This window comes from Methylobacterium sp. Leaf91, assembly GCF_001422815.1.
GTDB lineage: Bacteria > Pseudomonadota > Alphaproteobacteria > Rhizobiales > Beijerinckiaceae > Methylobacterium.
This window is the reverse complement of the sequence record NZ_LMMP01000045.1, coordinates 163455-179005: the sequence shown is the minus strand read 5'-3', so window position 1 is coordinate 179005 and position 15551 is coordinate 163455. Positions and strand designations below refer to the sequence as shown.

The following is a 15551-nucleotide window of genomic DNA, read 5'->3' as shown; positions in this document are numbered from 1 at the left end:
CGCGATGACGCTCTTTGCCGCACTCGGCGCTGGAACAGGAATCGGCCACGCCGCCTCCCGCCCGCTCAACATCGTGGCCTTCGGCGACAGCCTCACGGCCGGTTATCGCTTGCCCTCGGCAGCGGCCTTCCCCTCAGTGCTGGAACGCGAGTTGAAGGCAAGGGGACGCGAGGTCTCCATCGCCAATGCCGGCGTGTCCGGCGACACCAGCACCGGGGGCCTCGACCGGCTCGACTGGTCCGTTCCGGACGGGACCGATGGGGTGATCCTCGAACTCGGTGCCAACGACATGCTGCGCGGCACCGATCCCGCCGTGACCAAGAAGGCCCTCGACACCATCGTATCACGCTTGAAGGCCCGCAACATTCCGGTCCTGCTCGCGGGCATGAAGGCCTCGACCAATCTCGGGCCGGATTACGTCGCGCGGTTCGACGCGATTTATCCTGATCTGGCTTCGCGATACGGACTCGTCCTCTACCCGTTCTTCCTCGATGGCATCGTGGGCGACCGGCGCTTCAACCTAGAAGACGGGCTCCATCCCAACGTGAAGGGCGTCGAGACGATCGTGGCCGGCATCCTGCCCACCGTCGAGACCTTCCTCGACAAGCTCGGCACGGCGTCGAAGTAACCCGATGCCCCGCCTGTTCACAGCCATAGAAATCCCGGACGACGCAGCGGAGGCGCTGACGCGCTACCAATGCGGCCTTCGCGGCGCGCGCTGGATCGAGCGCGGTGACCTTCACATCACCCTGCGCTTCCTCGGCGACGTTGAAGAGGATGTAGCCGAGGCGTTTCATGCGGGACTTGTCGACGCGCGCCCGCGCCCATTCATCAACGTGACGCTGTCCGGCCTCGACGCGTTCGGCGGGGACAAACCTCGCGCGATCATCGCCAGCGTAGCGGCTTCACCCGACCTGCTCGACCTGCAAGACGAGCACGAGCGCATCGCCCGGGCAGCCGGAGCTGAGCCGGAACGGCGCAAGTTCACGCCGCACGTCACGCTCGCCCGCCTCAACCGCCGCGACACCCAGGCGGCGGATGTGGCAGGGTACATCGCCGAGGCGGGGCTTTTTGCGACGCTGAGGTTCACCGCAACACGGGTGGCGCTGTTCTCGGCGCGGGAATCGCGAGGCGGAGGACCGTATGTGGTGGAGGCGGCGTATCCGCTAGGATAACGACGCTCATGGGCCGTTTCACAACCGCCGCAGCGCTACGCTCTCGATACGGTGGCTCGCGCCCTTGGCCAGGATCAGGCTCGCTCGTTGGCGCGTCGGCAGGATGTTGTCGCGCAAGTTGGGCAGGTTGATCGTGGTCCAAAGATTGTCGGCGATCTCTAGGGCCTCGGCCTCCGTCACTTCGGCGTATTTCCGGAAATACGAGAGCGGATCCCGGAAGGCGGTCTGGCGCAGGCGCAGGAAGCGGTTGACGTACCAGCGGTGCAGGTCGTCCTCGTGACCGTCGAGATAGATCGAGAAGTCGAAGAAGTCGGAGACGAAGGGGATCGCGGTCCCATCGCGCGGCAGGCGCGCCGGCTGGAGGACGTTGAGGCCTTCCACGATGAGGATGTCGGGGGATTCCACCACCCGTTCCTCGCCCGGCACCACATCGTAGACGAGGTGGGAATAGAGCGGCGCGGCCACGCGTTTCTTGCCGGCCTTGATGTCGGTGAGAAAGCGCAGAAGCGCCGCCGTGTCGTAGCTCTCGGGAAACCCCTTGCGCTCCATCGCGCCCATGCGCTTCAGCTCGGCATTCGGGTGCAGGAACCCGTCCGTGGTGATGAGATCGACCTTCGGAGTATTGGGCCAGCGCGCCAGCAGTGCCTTTAGCACGCGGGCCGTGGTGGATTTCCCCACCGCCACCGATCCGGCGACGCCGATGATGTAGGGGACCTTGGCCTCGTGCTCAGCGAGGAGGAAGCGCTGGGTTGCTTTAAACAGCCCCTGCGTGGCCGCGACGTAGAGCGAGAGAAGACGCGACAAGGGCAGGTAGATCGCCACCACCTCCTCGATGGAGATGGGATCGTTGAGGGATTGCAGGCGGCTGACATCGTCGCTCGTCAGGGTGAGCGGCGTCTCGGCGCGCAATTGGGCCCACTCGTCCCGGGAAAACAGTCGGTAGGGCGACAGTCGCTCCGGGCCGATCCCAGTCACGGGATCCTGGCCCAGCACGAGGCCGCGGCCGAGAGCCGGTTCGCGCCCAATCACGGAGGCCACGGGCCGTTGGGGCTCGACGGTCACGTCTGCCTCCGGGCCGCCTTTTCGGCGATGCCGCTCTGCGCCGTACGACGCTGAAGTTCCGCCATCACCTCCGGCAGGCCGATGCCGCCGGCACGCAGCACAACAAGGAGATGGTAGAGCACATCCGCCGCCTCGCTCACCAAGCCTGCCCGGTCCCCCTGGACCGCGGCGATGGCGGCCTCGACGGCCTCCTCGCCGAGTTTTTTAGCGGGCTTTGCCGGCCCGCCGGCAAGGAGCTTGGCGGTGTAGGATTGGTCCGGTGGTGCGGCGGCGCGGTCGGCCACCACGGCCTCCAGGTCGCTCAGAGTGAAATCGGTCATGCGATCCTAGGGACGTTGACGGGCGGGGCCGCGCGCTCCACGGGCCGGAGCCTGCGGCACGGGGCGGAATTGGGCAAGGGTGGGGACGAGGGGGCGCATTACGGATCGAGCCGCATGCGCAGGCCGGCCGCCGCCATATGTGCCTTGGCCTCGGCGACGCTGTGCTGGCCGAAATGGAAGATCGATGCGGCGAGAACCGCGCTGGCGCCCCCGTCGCGCACGCCCGCCACGAGGTCGTCGAGGCCGCCGACGCCGCCGGAGGCGATGACCGGCACGGAGACCGCGTCCGAGATCGCCCGGGTCAGGGCGATGTCGTAGCCCGAGCGCATCCCGTCGCGGTCCATGGAGGTGACCAGAAGCTCACCCGCGCCGCGAGCCGCCACGGTGCGGGCGAAGTCGATGGCGTCGAGACCGGTGGGGGTGCGCCCGCCATGGGTGAAGATCTGCCAGGCATCGGGCTCCCCTGGCGCCGAGGTGCGCTTGGCGTCGATGGCGACCACGATGCACTGGCTGCCGAATTTGAGAGCACCACGCTCGACGAAGGAGGGATCCTTCACCGCCGCCGTGTTGATGGAGACCTTGTCGGCCCCGGCGAGCAGAAGCGTGCGGATGTCCTCCACCGTGCGTACGCCTCCACCCACGGTGAGCGGCATGAAACAGGCCTCGGCGGTCCGGCTCACCACATCCAGTAGGGTGCCGCGCGCCTCGTGGCTCGCGGTGATGTCGAGGAAGCAGAGTTCGTCCGCGCCAGCCGCGTCATAGGCCTTGGCCGCCTCGACGGGATCGCCGGCATCGCGCAGTTCGAGGAACTGGACGCCTTTAACGACGCGCCCGTCCTTCACGTCGAGGCAGGGGATGATGCGGGTCTTCAACATGGTGGACCTGTCACGCTTGCAGCCGGACTCCGGTCGCAGGCATCGGGCCATGCCCGTCCGGGCACCGTTCCGTCAACTCGATGGTGCGGATCGGCACGATTTTGCAGGATCAACTCTGCAGATTTGAAAGGCGGCCGATCCTGCCGAAACACCCTTTCGTGATCCGCGTCAGCCGGGTTTGGCGTCCCCGCGATGATTCCGGTGGCCCTATCCCCACAGATCGGGTGTCGGAGGATGGATGAGGCTGCCGTCGAAGCGCAGAGCCGGGTCGCGGTCCCGCGCCAGGAGCAGCGGCCCATCGAGATCCACGTAATCGGCATGGTGGGCGAGCAGCATCGCCGGGGCCATGGCGAGCGAGGTGCCGACCATGCAGCCGATCATCAGCGAGAGGCCTCGCGCCTTCGCTTCGTGCGCCAGCATCACTGCTTCGGTGAGGCCACCGGCCTTGTCGAGCTTGATGTTGATGGCATCGTAGCGGTTGGAGAGAGCATCGAGGCCGGCACGGTCGTGCAGGCTTTCGTCGGCGCAAATCGGAATCGGCCGCGGGATCTGGGCGAGAAGGTCGTCCTCCCCTGCCGGGAGCGGCTGCTCGATCAGGCCGACGCCCGCAGCGACGCAGGCGGCGAGGTTCGCCTCGATCGTGTTCGCGCGCCACGCCTCGTTCGCATCGACGATGAGGCGTGAATGCGGTGCGCCGCGACGCACTGCGGCGATGCGCTCGGGGTCGCCCTCACCGCCGAGCTTGACCTTGAGAAGGGGGCGATGGGCAGCCCCCCGGGCGGCCTCCTCCATGCTTTCGGGCGTACCGAGGCTCAACGTGTAGGCGGTGGTGGCGACCTGCGGTGCGCTGAGCCCGGCAATCTCCCAGGCCGGCCGGCCGATCTGCTTGGCCTCGAGATCGAGCAGGGCGCAATCGAGGGCGTTGCGTGCGGCGCCAGCCTTCATTCGCGTGAGCAGGTCCGTGCGGGTGGCACCCGAGGCGATGGCGTCGGCCTGTTCAGAGATTAGTGCGCAGACGCTCTCGGGGGATTCTCCGTAGCGTGGATACGGGACGCATTCGCCGCGCCCCACATGGCCGTCTGCCCCATCGACGATGGTCGCGAGTACCACCACGGCTTCCGTTCGGCTGCCTCGAGCGATGGTGAAAGCGCCAGCGATAGGAAAGCGCTCCACGGCGACGGTGAGGCGGCGGCTCATGCGGCGCTCCCGGCCGGAAATTCCGCGAGCATCCGGTCGATAATGCCGTCGACACCGAAGCGAACCGGATCGGTGGCGGGCAGCCCGTGATCGCGAGTGAGGTCTTGGAGCAGGGTTCGCGCTTCGTCCTCCGGAAGTTTCTGCGTGTTCACGGCGATGCCGACAGGGCAGATGGCGGGATTGGTCAGGCTTCCGAGCTGGATCGTCAGGTCGATCACCTGCTGGATCGAGGGAAGCGGGTGCTTGACCCCGCGCATGGTGGTGCGGCTCGGCTCATGGCAGACCACGAAGGCATCGGCCTGGGCGCCGTGAAGCAGCCCCAGACTCACGCCCGCGAAGGACGGATGGTAGAGCGACCCCTGCCCCTCGATCAGGTCCCAGTGGTCAGGATCCGCCGCCGGGGCGATCCACTCCACGGCGCCGGAGATGAAATCCGCCACCACCGCGTCGATGGCGACGCCGCGCCCGGAGATGAACACCCCAGTCTGCCCCGTAGCGCGGAAATCTGCATCGAGCCCGCGTTCCCGCATGGCGCGCTCCAGGGCGAGGACCGTGTACTTCTTGCCCACCGAACAATCGGTGCCGACGCTGAGCAGGCGCCGGCCGGGCCGCCTCGTGCCCTTGCCCGTGTCGAAGGTCTCGCTGGTGTGGCGGACATCGTGAAGCTGCCGCCCGTTCCGCTCGGCCGCTTCGGCGATCTCGGGGATCGAACCGAGGCGCACATGCAGGCCACTGGCGATGTCGAGACCGGCATCGAGCGCTGTGACCACCTCGGACACCCAATGCGGGGGCAGCACACCACCCGCATTGGCGACGCCGATCACCATGGTCTTGCAGCCCTTGGCCACGGCGTCGCTCAGGGTGAGATCGGGGATGCCGAGATCGGCGGCGCATCCGGGAAGGCGCAGCTGGCCGACGCACCATTCGGGCCGCCAATCGGCGATGCCGTAAGCCGTCTTGGCGGCGAGCGTATCCGGCACGTCGCCGAGGAACATCAGGTAGGGCGTTTCGATCTGCATCGCGCTGGCATCCGTCGCAATCGGGGGCTGTCGACCGTGTCCCGCCGTCTATGCGCGAACCGGGCGGCGCTGCCAAATGTGCGACTGCCGCCAACCCCGCAATCGACGCAGACGGAATTGTGCTTCCACGGTGAAGCCGCCTCGCCTGCAAGGGGAAGCCAAGACGCCGGATCGTTCCGAGGCACTCGGCCGAAGGCTGTGCCCGACGTCACGGCAGAAGAGCAAAACTGATGCAGGATGCCGCCCAAGAGGTAGGGGGAGGAGTATCGCAAGCTTCCGAGGGAGCAACGGACTGATGCGGCGGGTACGATTACGGCCGGTCGTTCTAGGGGCTCGAACGGGCCAGGCCGGATCCCGCCACGCCTGGCTCTCTCGTTTGGCGCAATGCGGCCATCGGGCAGCAAACCGAGTGACCCGACACTCGAGGATACGCGAACAGGGTCATTCATCGAGCGTAGCGATGCCGCCGCGGATGAAGAAGCTCGACACGTCGTCCATCCTCTCGTGCCACGCTCGTGATGAACTACGACAAGATCATCCCTTGCAACCGGCGCCTTTGTCGGGTGTGGTCCGCGCCAGACAAAGGTGAGGGAGATGGGCATGAGGATGTACGGCAACTGGCGCTCGGCCGCCGCCTTCCGGGTCCGTATCGCCCTTAACCTGAAGGGGATTCCCTGCGAGGAGACCTTCATCGACCTCGACGCTGGCGACCAGTACAAGCCGGATTTCCTCGCCATCAATCCGCAGGCGGCAGTACCGGCCTTCTTCGATGGCGACGGCCCTCCCCTGACCCAATCGCTGGCGATCCTCGACTATCTCGAGGACATCCACCCCGAACCGGCCCTACTGCCGAAGGAGCCGAGGGCGCGGGCACGCGCCCGTTCCCTTGCGCAGGTCGTCGCCTGCGACACCCATCCGCTCTACGTCCCGCGTGTGCGCAACTACCTGATGTCGGCCTACGACATCCCGAAAGACGAGATGATGGGTTTCGTACGGCACTGGTTCGAGACAGGGCTGAAGACGCTCGAGACCCGCCTCGCCCACGAGCCCGGCACCGGTCGCTACGCGCAAGGGGACACGATCAGCCACGCCGATCTGTGCCTCGTGAGCCTCTGGGTCGGCACCGGCATCTTCGGCGTCGAGACAGCTCCCTATCCCACTGTGAAGCGGATCGCAGAGGATTGCCTGTCGCAGGAGGCTTTCGCGAAAGCGCATCCCCTCCGCCAGCCGGGTGCGCCTGCTTAAGACGTAGAGCCGGCCTGCACGACGAAGGCTGCCGTTCAAAAAGATTTTGCCTATAATACCCGAGCGGACAAAAAGGGCGTACGGCCTGCCGCTCAACGCTGAAGACGAGGAACGCATGGTACCGGGCGAAACCGTGGACAACCTGCATCGGATCGTGGTCGTCGGCGGAGGCGCGGCGGGGCTTCAGCTGGCCACCAAGCTCGGCGACACGCTGGGCAGGAAAGGCAAGGCTCACGTCACCCTCGTGGACAAGGCCCGCACTCATATCTGGAAGCCTCTGTTGCACGAGGTCGCCGCTGGCAGCCTCGATGTCGGCCACCATGCGGTGGACTATCTCCACCACGCCCACCGCCATCATTTCCGCTATCGAATCGGCTCGATGACGGGACTCGACCGCGGCGCGCGCACGATCCAGCTCGCCGCGAGCCACGATGCCGAGGGGCGTGAGGTCACGCCCGTCCGCTCGATTCCCTACGATACGCTGGTCCTCGCGGTGGGCTCGACCACCAACGATTTCGGCACGCCGGGGGTGAAGGAGAACGCCATCGCCCTCGACACGCAGGAGCAGGCGGTGCGGTTCCACCAGCGCCTGATCAACGGCATGCTGCGCGCCCATACCCAGGTCGGTCCGGTGCGGGCCGGGCAGCTCCACGTGGTGGTGATCGGAGCCGGCGCCACCGGAACCGAGCTCGCGGCGGAACTTCATCGCACGACCCGTGACGTGGCCTCTACCGGTCTCGACAGGATCGATCCTGCCAAGGATCTGAAGATCACCCTCGTCGAAGCGGCGAACCGGATTCTGCCGGCAGTCCCCGAGCGTCTGTCCGCCGACGTCATGACGCTGTTGAACAAGATCGGTGTCGAGGTCCGCACCCAAGCGCGTGTCACCGAGGTCCGCCCCGATGGGGTTCAGCTCGCCGATGGCGGCTTTATTCCCTCCGAGCTCGTCGTCTGGGCGGCTGGCGTGAAGGCGCCGCCCTTCCTGCAGGAGATCGGCGGCCTGGAGACGACGCGCAACAATCAGCTCGTCGTGACGCCGACGCTCCAGACGACCCGCGACCCCGACATCTTCGCCATGGGCGATTGTGCCTATCTGGTGGAGAAGGGCTCGGATACCCCGATCCCCCCTCGCGCCCAGGCAGCGCACCAGCAGGCGAGCCACCTGATCAAGCAGATTCCGGTCAAGATGGCGGGCGGGACCCTGAAGCCGTTCAAGTATCGCGATTTCGGCTCGTTGGTCTCCCTCGGGGAGTATTCCACGGTCGGCAACCTGATGGGGTTCATCCAGGGGAAGAACCTGTTCATCGCAGGCCTCTTTGCGCGGATGATGTACCGTTCACTCTACAAGATGCACGAGCAGGCCCTGCACGGCACGATCAAGACGGCGCTCGATGCCATGGCTCGCGCGCTGACGCGGCGCACCGAACCGCGGGTCAAACTGCACTGAGAACGGCCGGGTTGGCGGGGGGCGCGCCTCGCCCACGGCAGAAACGTGACGAGACACGAGCATGATCGACATCATCCAGGGCGTGCAGCAGCGCAATCCTACCCTTGGCCCCTACGTCCTGGTGCTGCGCTCGGATTCCCGGGCGCGCCATCCTTCGGATCCCGCACGGCTGTGCACCGAGGCCGAGGCCTGGATCGCCGAGAAAGCGCCGGGCGCACGCCTATCGCAGGAGACCGTGCTGATCGCTCCCTATCCGGGCGCGATGCCGACGGAACGCAGCGTCTCGGTGATGGCCTTCAAGGATGCGATGCAATTGGCCGCCTTTGCCACCGCCTGGACGGCAGAGCCGGAACCGGAAGACGAGCCGGCCCCCGCGGACGAATGAGCCTGGCCGGAACGGTCAAGCAGCCTGCAACGTCCTGATCGTTCCGAGCGTACCGTCCCGGACCACGGCGAGGCGGTGGATCAGCGGGCCCAGATCGTCGCCGTTGCGGCAAGCGTTCTCGATCTCTCGACAGAGGTCGGACAGCCCGACGAAGCCGAGCAGCCCGGCGGCGGACACCATGACATGGGCATCGTAGGCGAGTTCCGGCGGATCAATGCCAGATAGGTCGACCGAGTCCGGAGGGGCCCCGAACCGGTCGACGAGTTCATCCGCCAGCATGGACAGAAGCGCGGTGGCTCGCTCCGCCCCCACCATGTCCTTCAACGTGTCGAAGATCTCCCGGTCGAGAATGGGCGGGGAATCCGGCGCACCGAGGATAGCCGAAGAATCGGTCCAGCGGGCGATAGCGGCATAGAGCGCGTCGCGCTTGAATGGCTTGCCGACGTGGTCGTTCATGCCGGCTGCGGTCAAAGCAGCAAGTTGCTGCGGCAGGACATTGGCCGTCATGGCGATGATCGGTACCGTACAGGCGGGCGCAGGCAGAGCGCGGATGAGGCGCGTGGCGGTAAGCCCGTCCATGCCCGGCATCTGCACGTCCATCAGCACAAGATCATAAGCCTTCGGTCCTTCCGCGGCATCCCGGATCGCGGCCACCGCTTCGGCACCGTCGCCCACGACCTCGACGCTGTGGCCCGCGAGTTCGAGGACCGCCCGGGCCAAGGCCTGGTTCACCGGCACATCCTCGGCGACGAGAATCCGTGCCCTTCTCGATGACGCGAACGCCCGGACAGGCTGCATTCCCGCTTCCTCTACAGCGACACCGTTCGCTGCGTCGGCGCGCGGCAGGACGAGAGTGAACCAGAAGGTCGATCCTTGCCCGGGAGTGCTGGTGACACCGATCTCCCCGTCCATCATCGAGACCAGGCGACGGCAGATCGCGAGTCCGAGACCGGTACCGCCGAAGCGGCGGCTGATCGAGGAATCGACTTGGCTGAAGCGCTGGAACAGGCGCTCCTGCTGCTCCGCCGAGATGCCGATGCCGGTATCCACCACCTCGAAGCGCAGGACCGGACCAGCTGCCTCCTCGCCGCATTGGCTGACATTGAGGGTGACGGACCCGGAGAGTGTGAACTTCACCGCGTTATTGAGCAGGTTGAGCAGAACCTGCCTGAGCCGGTTCGCATCGCCCATGGTCCAGGGCGGCAGCGCGGGGTCGAGCCGCGAGAGGATGGTCACGGGGCTCTTGAGCGCACTGCCGCGCACGATCTCCACGGTGTTCTCGATCAGGTCGCGTAACGGGAACGGCAGCAATTCCAGCGTGAACTGCCCCGCCTCGATCTTCGAGAAGTCCAGTACATCGTTGACGATGGTGAGGAGCGCACTGCCCGCCCCCTGGATCAATTCGAGGCGGTGCCTGTCGTCGGACGTCCGGCTCGGCTCCTCCAGCAGGAGGTCGGCATAACCGAGGATACTGTTCAGCGGCGTGCGGATTTCGTGGCTCATAGCAGCGAGGAACTCGCTCTTCGCAGCGCTCGCCCCCTCGGCCCTGGCTGTCGCGGCCTGCAATGCGGCCTCTACGGTCTTTCGTTCGGTGATGTCGAAATGCAGGCCGACCATACGATAGGGCGCGCCAGTTACGTCGTAGAGTACGCGTCCGCAGGTGGAGATCCAGCGCTGCTCGGTTTCCGCGAGGATGCGGTATTCCGCGACGTAGTTGAGCTGGTTCCGGATCGCGTGGGCCGCCTCCTCGCGGACCGCCTGCCTGTCATCGGGATGGACGAGCCGGATCCAGTCCCGGACCGGCATCGCCTGGGCGTCCTCCCCAGGGATGCCGAACAGGCCCAGTGCTTTCTGGCTGAGCGTGATCGCGTCTGTCCGGAGGTCGAGGTCCCAGGTACCGGCATCGGCCGCCGTCTGGGCGATGCGGAGCAGGTCGGACGTCTCCTCCAAGCGCTGACGCGCGGTGATGATGTCGTCGATGTCGAGGGCAGTGCCGAGCCATTCGGCGTCGTCGGGCGCCCGGTCGTCATGGGTCGGGATCGGAATCATCACGATCTTGTGCCAGCGGTAGACGCCGTCGTGGCGGCGCAGGCGTCCCTCCACCATAAAGGTCCGCCCCCGTTTGTGGGCGGTCCGCCAAGCGACCTCCATCCGTTCGGCATCGTCGGGATGGTTGCGCGCCGTACGCTCCGTCCTCTCGGGACCGATAGCGCCGTAAAAATCCGTGAAGGCGGGATTCACATAGGTCGCCGTCCCGTCCGGTGGACGCGTCGTCCAGATTAGCGCGGGCAGCGCCTCCGCGAGAGTGCGGTAGCGATCTTCGCTGCGCTGGAGTTCGAGTTCGGCCGCCCGACGCTCGGTGATGTCGCGGGTGATCTCAGCATAGCCGACCACGGAGCCTTGTTCGTCGCGGATGGCGTCGATGGCGACACTGGCGAAGAATTGCGAGCCGTCTCGGCGAACCCGCCAGCACTCGAATTTGACCTTCCCTTCATAAGCAGCGGTCGCAAGCGCGATACGCGGGGCCCCCGCTTCGAGCCCCTCCCTCGTGTAGAAGCGCGAGACGTGGCGCCCTATGGCATCCTGGGCGGAATAGCCGGTGATACGCTCCGCTCCGCTGTTCCAGTTGGCGACATGCCCGGTCCGGTCGAGGGTGACGAAGGCGCAATCGCTCACCGCGTCCACGAGACGGCGGAACTGGCTCGTCCGCTCCCGCAGGGCGGCGTCGGAATTCCGGGCGTCCGTCACGTCGATGGCGGTGCCGACCAGACCCACGGTCAGACCCGCCACGTCGCATTCGCAGATGCCACGAACCACCATCGTCCGGATTTCTCCCGTGGGACGAACCATCCTCGCTTCGAAGGCGAAAGCACCTCTTCGCTCCAGCGCATTGGAGATGCTGGACCGAACCAGCTCACGGTCGTCGGGATGATGCAGATCGATGGCCCCGTCGAATGTCGGCGCGGAGGTCGCGGGATCGAGCCCGGCAATTCCGTAGATGCCGGTGGACCAGAAGGTCTGGCCATCGGCGAGCCGAACGCGCCAATGGCCGATCCCGGCAACCTCTTCCGCCATGGCGAGCAGGTGATGCGCGCTGGCGAGCGCGCTCTGGCGCTGCTGCAACTCTTCCCGTTGGTCGGCGATGGTCGCCTGATGGGCCGCGCGTTCCTCGGCCTCGCGGACCAGCCTCACATGGGCGTCCGCGAGGCGAAGATGGGCGGTGACGGTGGCCGCGAGGTCGTGCAGAGCCGCTTCATCCTCCACGCCGAACGGGCGCGGAGTGCTGTGCATGAGACAGAACGAGCCAACGCGGAAACCCGATTCGAGGCACAGTGGCACGCCGGCGTAGAAGACGATGGGATCGGGGCCGGTCACCAGGGGGTTCCCGGCGAAGCGCGGATCGAGGCGCGCATCCGGCACCACGAGCATGTCGCCACCGGCGATGGTGTGATGGCAGAACGATTCGAGGCGCGGCATCTCCTTGCGGCCGAGATCGCAGTCCGACTTGATCCACTGCCGGTCGGAGTCGATGAGGGCGACATAGGCCTTCTCGACCCCGAAAAGGCGTTTGGCCGTGCGCGACACCGCCTCGAAATGCTCTTCGGGGGGCGTATCGAGGATGCCGAGCCTGTGAAGCGCAGCAACGCGCTCGGCCTCGTCAGTCGGCGTGATCAAGAAGCTGTCCTCATCGAGCTGCTGTGCCAGCTCTGCGATGACTCACACCTACCGGCCGTGACGCTAACGATCGATGTATCGAATATGATTTCCACATGCCCGCATCGCATTCTCCACAGGGCGCTGTGTAATCCCTTCATCGACGATACTTTTTAAAGATCACGGTCGGCCGCGATCGAGAATGCCGGTAGTCGCTCGTTGCTGAATCAACCAGCGCACACGGGCCGCCTCAAGTCCCCATACCATGCCAAGCATCATATAAACATGACGCCACTTCTCGATATCGATCTGGAATGCTTGCAGAAAGAACATCAGCAGGGCTGGAAACACGATTTGGGCGAGCCCCTGATACGGCGATGGTTTGAGGCACAAGCGAAATCCGACGAAGATCGATGTCAGGACCATAGAGACGAAAGCGAAACCTCCGAGCCACCCGCCATTTGCGAAACCACCGATATAGGAATTGTGCGGCTCCAGATCGAAGACCACGCGCCATCTCAGCGGCCCGAAACCGAGGGGGCGATCGATGAGCATCGGGATGCCGCGGCGCTGGTTGCCGAACCGGCCGGTCTCGCCTTCGTCATAATCCTTCGTGACCTGCGCCCGATCGGTGAACCGCTCCGAGACACCCTCCATCGACAGAAGACCGCCGATCAGGAGCGCACCGACGAGTACGGCGAGGGCCGACAATCGGGCGATCCGCTGCCGAACCGCACGCGACGGAGAGGTCACGAATGTGAGGCTGATCGTCAGGAGGATGCCAAGCAGGCACGCCCCCCAGGACCCGCGCGAGAAGGAGAGGAAGACGCAGGCCAGGAGAGCGAGTAGCGCCATCGCCGACAGGAACACCCGCTGCGTCTCACCCACCAGCATCCGGCGAATGAGGTACAGCACCGACAGGATCAGGAAGGATCCAAGCAGGTTGGGATCCTGGAACACGCCCGAGGCACGGCCGTCCATCTTGAACAGCACGTCTTCGCCGAGCACGTCGAAATAGCTGAAGATGCCGCAAATCGCGGCGAAAAGGGCCCCGGCGAGGTAGGCCTTGAGGACGAATCCGACCCTTTCCGAGGTCTCGTCCGAGAAGAACATCACGAAGAAGATCCCGGTTAAACCGAGATAGACGGCCTGATACGTCCATTCGACCGAATTGCTCTCGTCGAAATAGGGTATCAGCGCGATGACGATCGCCATCAGATAGATCAGCAGAAGCGCGACGATGAGGATCGTCGAGCGGTAGAGCCTGATCCCCAGAAGGAACCACAACGCGATCGTCGGCAATGCCAGAAAATCATAGGGCGACGGCTTCATGAAGGTGAAGCACGTGAAAAAGATGACCAGCGCCAACAGCGCGTAGCCGAGGGTGTGGAGCGGGCCCGACGAGACACGGCGAGGATCAGCCGACGCCATATCGACGCCCGCCGCACTCTCGCTCCATCTCCCGCCTGCCGCCATTCCGCCCGTCCAACCCGCCTGAGGATACGCGCCCGGCCTCAGCATGAGGCACTCCCCGTCAGCGAAGACTTAAACCGACGGTCTTGCGTCCCCCGCATGCCGAGGGCGGTCGCCTAAGCGTCAGGCCGTCGCTGTCCTGGGAAGCCGGGGGCGGACCAGGATTGCCTTGATCACGCGGCGTCGGATTACCCGATCAGCCCCCGCACGAGCGCGCGGAACTGGTCGCCCCGATCTTCGAAACTCTTGAACTGGTCGTAGGAGGCACAGGCCGGCGACAGGAGGACCACCGGCTCCGGCGCCTCTGATCTCGCAGCAGCCTCCGCCGCTTGCTTCGTCGCCACATCCAGGGTGCCGCAGCGCGTATAGGGCACCCTCCCCTCCAGTGTCGCGGCGAAGACGTCGCTCGCTGCGCCGATGAGGTAGGCGTGGGCGACGCGGTCGAACAGAGGCTCCAGCAGGTCGATACCACCCTCTTTCGGCTTGCCACCGAGGATCCAATGAATGTCGCGGAAGGCGGTGAGAGCCTTCTCGGTGGAATCCGCGTTGGTCGCCTTGGAATCGTTGACGAAGAGCATCCGCTCGCGACGGCCGACCTGCTCCATCCGATGCGGCAGGCCGGGAAAAGTCTCCAATGCGGAAACGATCTCGTCACCCGTCACACCGAGGGCCTGGACGACGGCGATGGCGACGGCGGCGTTCTGCCAGTTATGCGCTCCACGAAGCGATCCGATGCCGGATATGTCGGCGATGGCCTCCCCGGAGCGCCCGGCCACGATCCCGTCGCGGACGGTCAGCCCATCCACATCCTGCACCGCGACGCCGATCCGCACGAGCGCCCCCCTATGCCGGTCGGCGATGGCGCGGCTCGGCTCGTCGTCGACCCCGACCACCGCAAGGGCGGAGCCATTGATGAGGCGCGCCTTGATCGCCGCGTAATTCTCCATCGTGCCGTGGCGGTCGAGATGGTCGGGCGTGATGTTGAGGAGCACGCCGATGCTCGGAGCCAGCGACAGCGTCAGGTCGATCTGGAACGACGACAGTTCGATGACGTGACAGCGCCCCGGCGCCGGTGCCTCCAGTGACAGGATCGCGGTGCCGATATTCCCGCCCATCTGCACGTCACGGCCCGCTTTGGCCAGGATATGAGCGATCAGCGCCGTGGTGGTCGACTTGCCGTTCGTGCCGGTGATGGCGACGAAAGGTGCATCGGGGGCGATCTTGGCCCGCTCGCGGCAGAACAGCTCGACATCGCCGATAATTTCTATCCCGGCGGCCTCGGCGAGACCGACGCTCCAATGGGGTACGGGATGGGTCAGCGGTACGCCAGGCGCCAGGATCAAGGCGGCAAAACCCGACCAGTCTGCGCTGCGCAGATCCGCAACGGTGACGCCCTGTTCTCGCGCCTTTGCCTGGCTCTCGGTACTGTCGTCCCAGGCGACGACGCGGGCGCCCCCGGCGTGGAGCGAGACCGCCGTGGCGAGGCCGGAGCCGCCGAGGCCGAACAGGGCGACCGTGCGGCCGGCGAAGGTGGTGGCGGGGGTCATGCGGGTCTCGAACTCGCCAATGCTCTGATCTCTGTCCCCCTCCCTCTACCTCATCCTGAGGTGCCCGCGCGAGCGGGCCTCGAAGGAGGCCTTCAGAGCCCAATGCACGAAGTGGAGGGCTCCTTCGAGGCCTCCGCTCCGCTGCGGCGCCT

The 15551-nt window shown here is 65.9% G+C and carries 13 protein-coding genes; 5 read left to right on the top strand and 8 right to left on the bottom strand.

Annotation, left to right across the window (positions count from 1 at the left end; genetic code table 11):
* Positions 1 to 4 precede the first annotated feature (4 nt).
* Positions 5 to 628, top strand: coding sequence for an arylesterase (locus ASF32_RS19340; RefSeq protein ID WP_056432459.1), 624 nt, complete (start codon positions 5 to 7; stop codon positions 626 to 628).
* 4 nt (positions 629 to 632) lie between these two features.
* The gene (thpR, locus tag ASF32_RS19335) at positions 633 to 1175 is read left to right on the top strand and encodes an RNA 2',3'-cyclic phosphodiesterase (protein ID WP_056432141.1); all 543 of its coding nucleotides are present in this window, start codon (positions 633 to 635) and stop codon (positions 1173 to 1175) included.
* Positions 1176 to 1193: 18 nt separating this feature from the next.
* Here thpR and coaA read toward each other — a convergent pair whose 3' ends face one another.
* The 5 genes from coaA to dgcN all read right to left on the bottom strand — a co-directional run bounded on the left by coaA (position 1194) and on the right by dgcN (position 5648).
* On the bottom strand, positions 1194 to 2168 hold the full coding sequence (coaA, locus tag ASF32_RS19330; RefSeq protein WP_056432456.1) for a type I pantothenate kinase: 975 nt from the start codon (positions 2166 to 2168) through the stop codon (positions 1194 to 1196).
* A gap of 65 nt (positions 2169 to 2233) precedes the next feature.
* Entirely contained in the window at positions 2234 to 2557 is a 324-nt protein-coding gene (locus ASF32_RS19325) for a phosphoribosyl-ATP diphosphatase (protein ID WP_056432137.1), read from the bottom strand.
* Positions 2558 to 2655: 98 nt separating this feature from the next.
* Positions 2656 to 3432, bottom strand: a complete 777-nt coding sequence (gene hisF / locus ASF32_RS19320) for an imidazole glycerol phosphate synthase subunit HisF (protein ID WP_056432135.1) — start codon at positions 3430 to 3432, stop codon at positions 2656 to 2658.
* 207 nt (positions 3433 to 3639) lie between these two features.
* Entirely contained in the window at positions 3640 to 4629 is a 990-nt protein-coding gene (gene dgcA / locus ASF32_RS19315; protein ID WP_056432132.1) for an N-acetyl-D-Glu racemase DgcA, read from the bottom strand.
* Positions 4626 to 5648, bottom strand: coding sequence for an N-acetyltransferase DgcN (gene dgcN / locus ASF32_RS19310; RefSeq protein WP_056432130.1), 1023 nt, complete (start codon positions 5646 to 5648; stop codon positions 4626 to 4628). The genes dgcA and dgcN overlap by 4 nt, the downstream gene beginning before the upstream one ends.
* Positions 5649 to 6248: 600 nt before the next feature.
* On the opposite strand from dgcN, the gene maiA reads away from it, so the two are divergent.
* The 3 genes from maiA (at position 6249) to ASF32_RS19295 (ending at position 8725) form a co-directional block, all read left to right on the top strand.
* Positions 6249 to 6893, top strand: a complete 645-nt coding sequence (gene maiA, locus ASF32_RS19305; protein ID WP_056432128.1) for a maleylacetoacetate isomerase — start codon at positions 6249 to 6251, stop codon at positions 6891 to 6893.
* A gap of 115 nt (positions 6894 to 7008) precedes the next feature.
* A complete protein-coding gene (locus ASF32_RS19300) occupies positions 7009 to 8340 on the top strand; it encodes an NAD(P)/FAD-dependent oxidoreductase (protein WP_056432125.1) in 1332 nt (443 codons plus the stop codon).
* A 61-nt stretch (positions 8341 to 8401) separates the two neighbouring features.
* Complete coding sequence (locus ASF32_RS19295) at positions 8402 to 8725, top strand: hypothetical protein (RefSeq protein ID WP_056432122.1); 324 nt, start codon at positions 8402 to 8404, stop codon at positions 8723 to 8725.
* Between the two features lie 15 nt (positions 8726 to 8740).
* On the opposite strand, the gene ASF32_RS19290 is transcribed toward ASF32_RS19295, so the two are convergent.
* The 3 genes from ASF32_RS19290 to murD all read right to left on the bottom strand — a co-directional run bounded on the left by ASF32_RS19290 (position 8741) and on the right by murD (position 15399).
* On the bottom strand, positions 8741 to 12400 hold the full coding sequence (locus ASF32_RS19290; protein WP_056432119.1) for a PAS domain S-box protein: 3660 nt from the start codon (positions 12398 to 12400) through the stop codon (positions 8741 to 8743).
* Positions 12401 to 12559: 159 nt separating this feature from the next.
* Complete coding sequence (locus ASF32_RS19285) at positions 12560 to 13810, bottom strand: O-antigen ligase family protein (RefSeq protein ID WP_056432116.1); 1251 nt, start codon at positions 13808 to 13810, stop codon at positions 12560 to 12562.
* 230 nt (positions 13811 to 14040) lie between these two features.
* Positions 14041 to 15399, bottom strand: coding sequence for a UDP-N-acetylmuramoyl-L-alanine--D-glutamate ligase (gene murD, locus ASF32_RS19280; protein ID WP_056432113.1), 1359 nt, complete (start codon positions 15397 to 15399; stop codon positions 14041 to 14043).
* Positions 15400 to 15551: the final 152 nt, after the last annotated feature.

What these genes read in the sequence shown, in the direction of transcription:
- ASF32_RS19340 (WP_056432459.1), top strand. Translation starts at nt 5, where the DNA reads ATGACGCTCTTTGCCGCACTCGGCGCTGGAACAGGAATCGGCCACGCC.
- thpR (WP_056432141.1), top strand. Translation starts at nt 633, where the DNA reads ATGCCCCGCCTGTTCACAGCCATAGAAATCCCGGACGACGCAGCGGAG.
- ASF32_RS19325 (WP_056432137.1), bottom strand. Translation starts at nt 2,557, where the DNA reads ATGACCGATTTCACTCTGAGCGACCTGGAGGCCGTGGTGGCCGACCGC.
- hisF (WP_056432135.1), bottom strand. Translation starts at nt 3,432, where the DNA reads ATGTTGAAGACCCGCATCATCCCCTGCCTCGACGTGAAGGACGGGCGC.
- dgcA (WP_056432132.1), bottom strand. Translation starts at nt 4,629, where the DNA reads ATGAGCCGCCGCCTCACCGTCGCCGTGGAGCGCTTTCCTATCGCTGGC.
- dgcN (WP_056432130.1), bottom strand. Translation starts at nt 5,648, where the DNA reads ATGCAGATCGAAACGCCCTACCTGATGTTCCTCGGCGACGTGCCGGAT.
- maiA (WP_056432128.1), top strand. Translation starts at nt 6,249, where the DNA reads ATGAGGATGTACGGCAACTGGCGCTCGGCCGCCGCCTTCCGGGTCCGT.
- ASF32_RS19300 (WP_056432125.1), top strand. Translation starts at nt 7,009, where the DNA reads ATGGTACCGGGCGAAACCGTGGACAACCTGCATCGGATCGTGGTCGTC.
- ASF32_RS19295 (WP_056432122.1), top strand. Translation starts at nt 8,402, where the DNA reads ATGATCGACATCATCCAGGGCGTGCAGCAGCGCAATCCTACCCTTGGC.
- ASF32_RS19285 (WP_056432116.1), bottom strand. Translation starts at nt 13,810, where the DNA reads ATGGCGTCGGCTGATCCTCGCCGTGTCTCGTCGGGCCCGCTCCACACC.
- murD (WP_056432113.1), bottom strand. Translation starts at nt 15,399, where the DNA reads ATGACCCCCGCCACCACCTTCGCCGGCCGCACGGTCGCCCTGTTCGGC.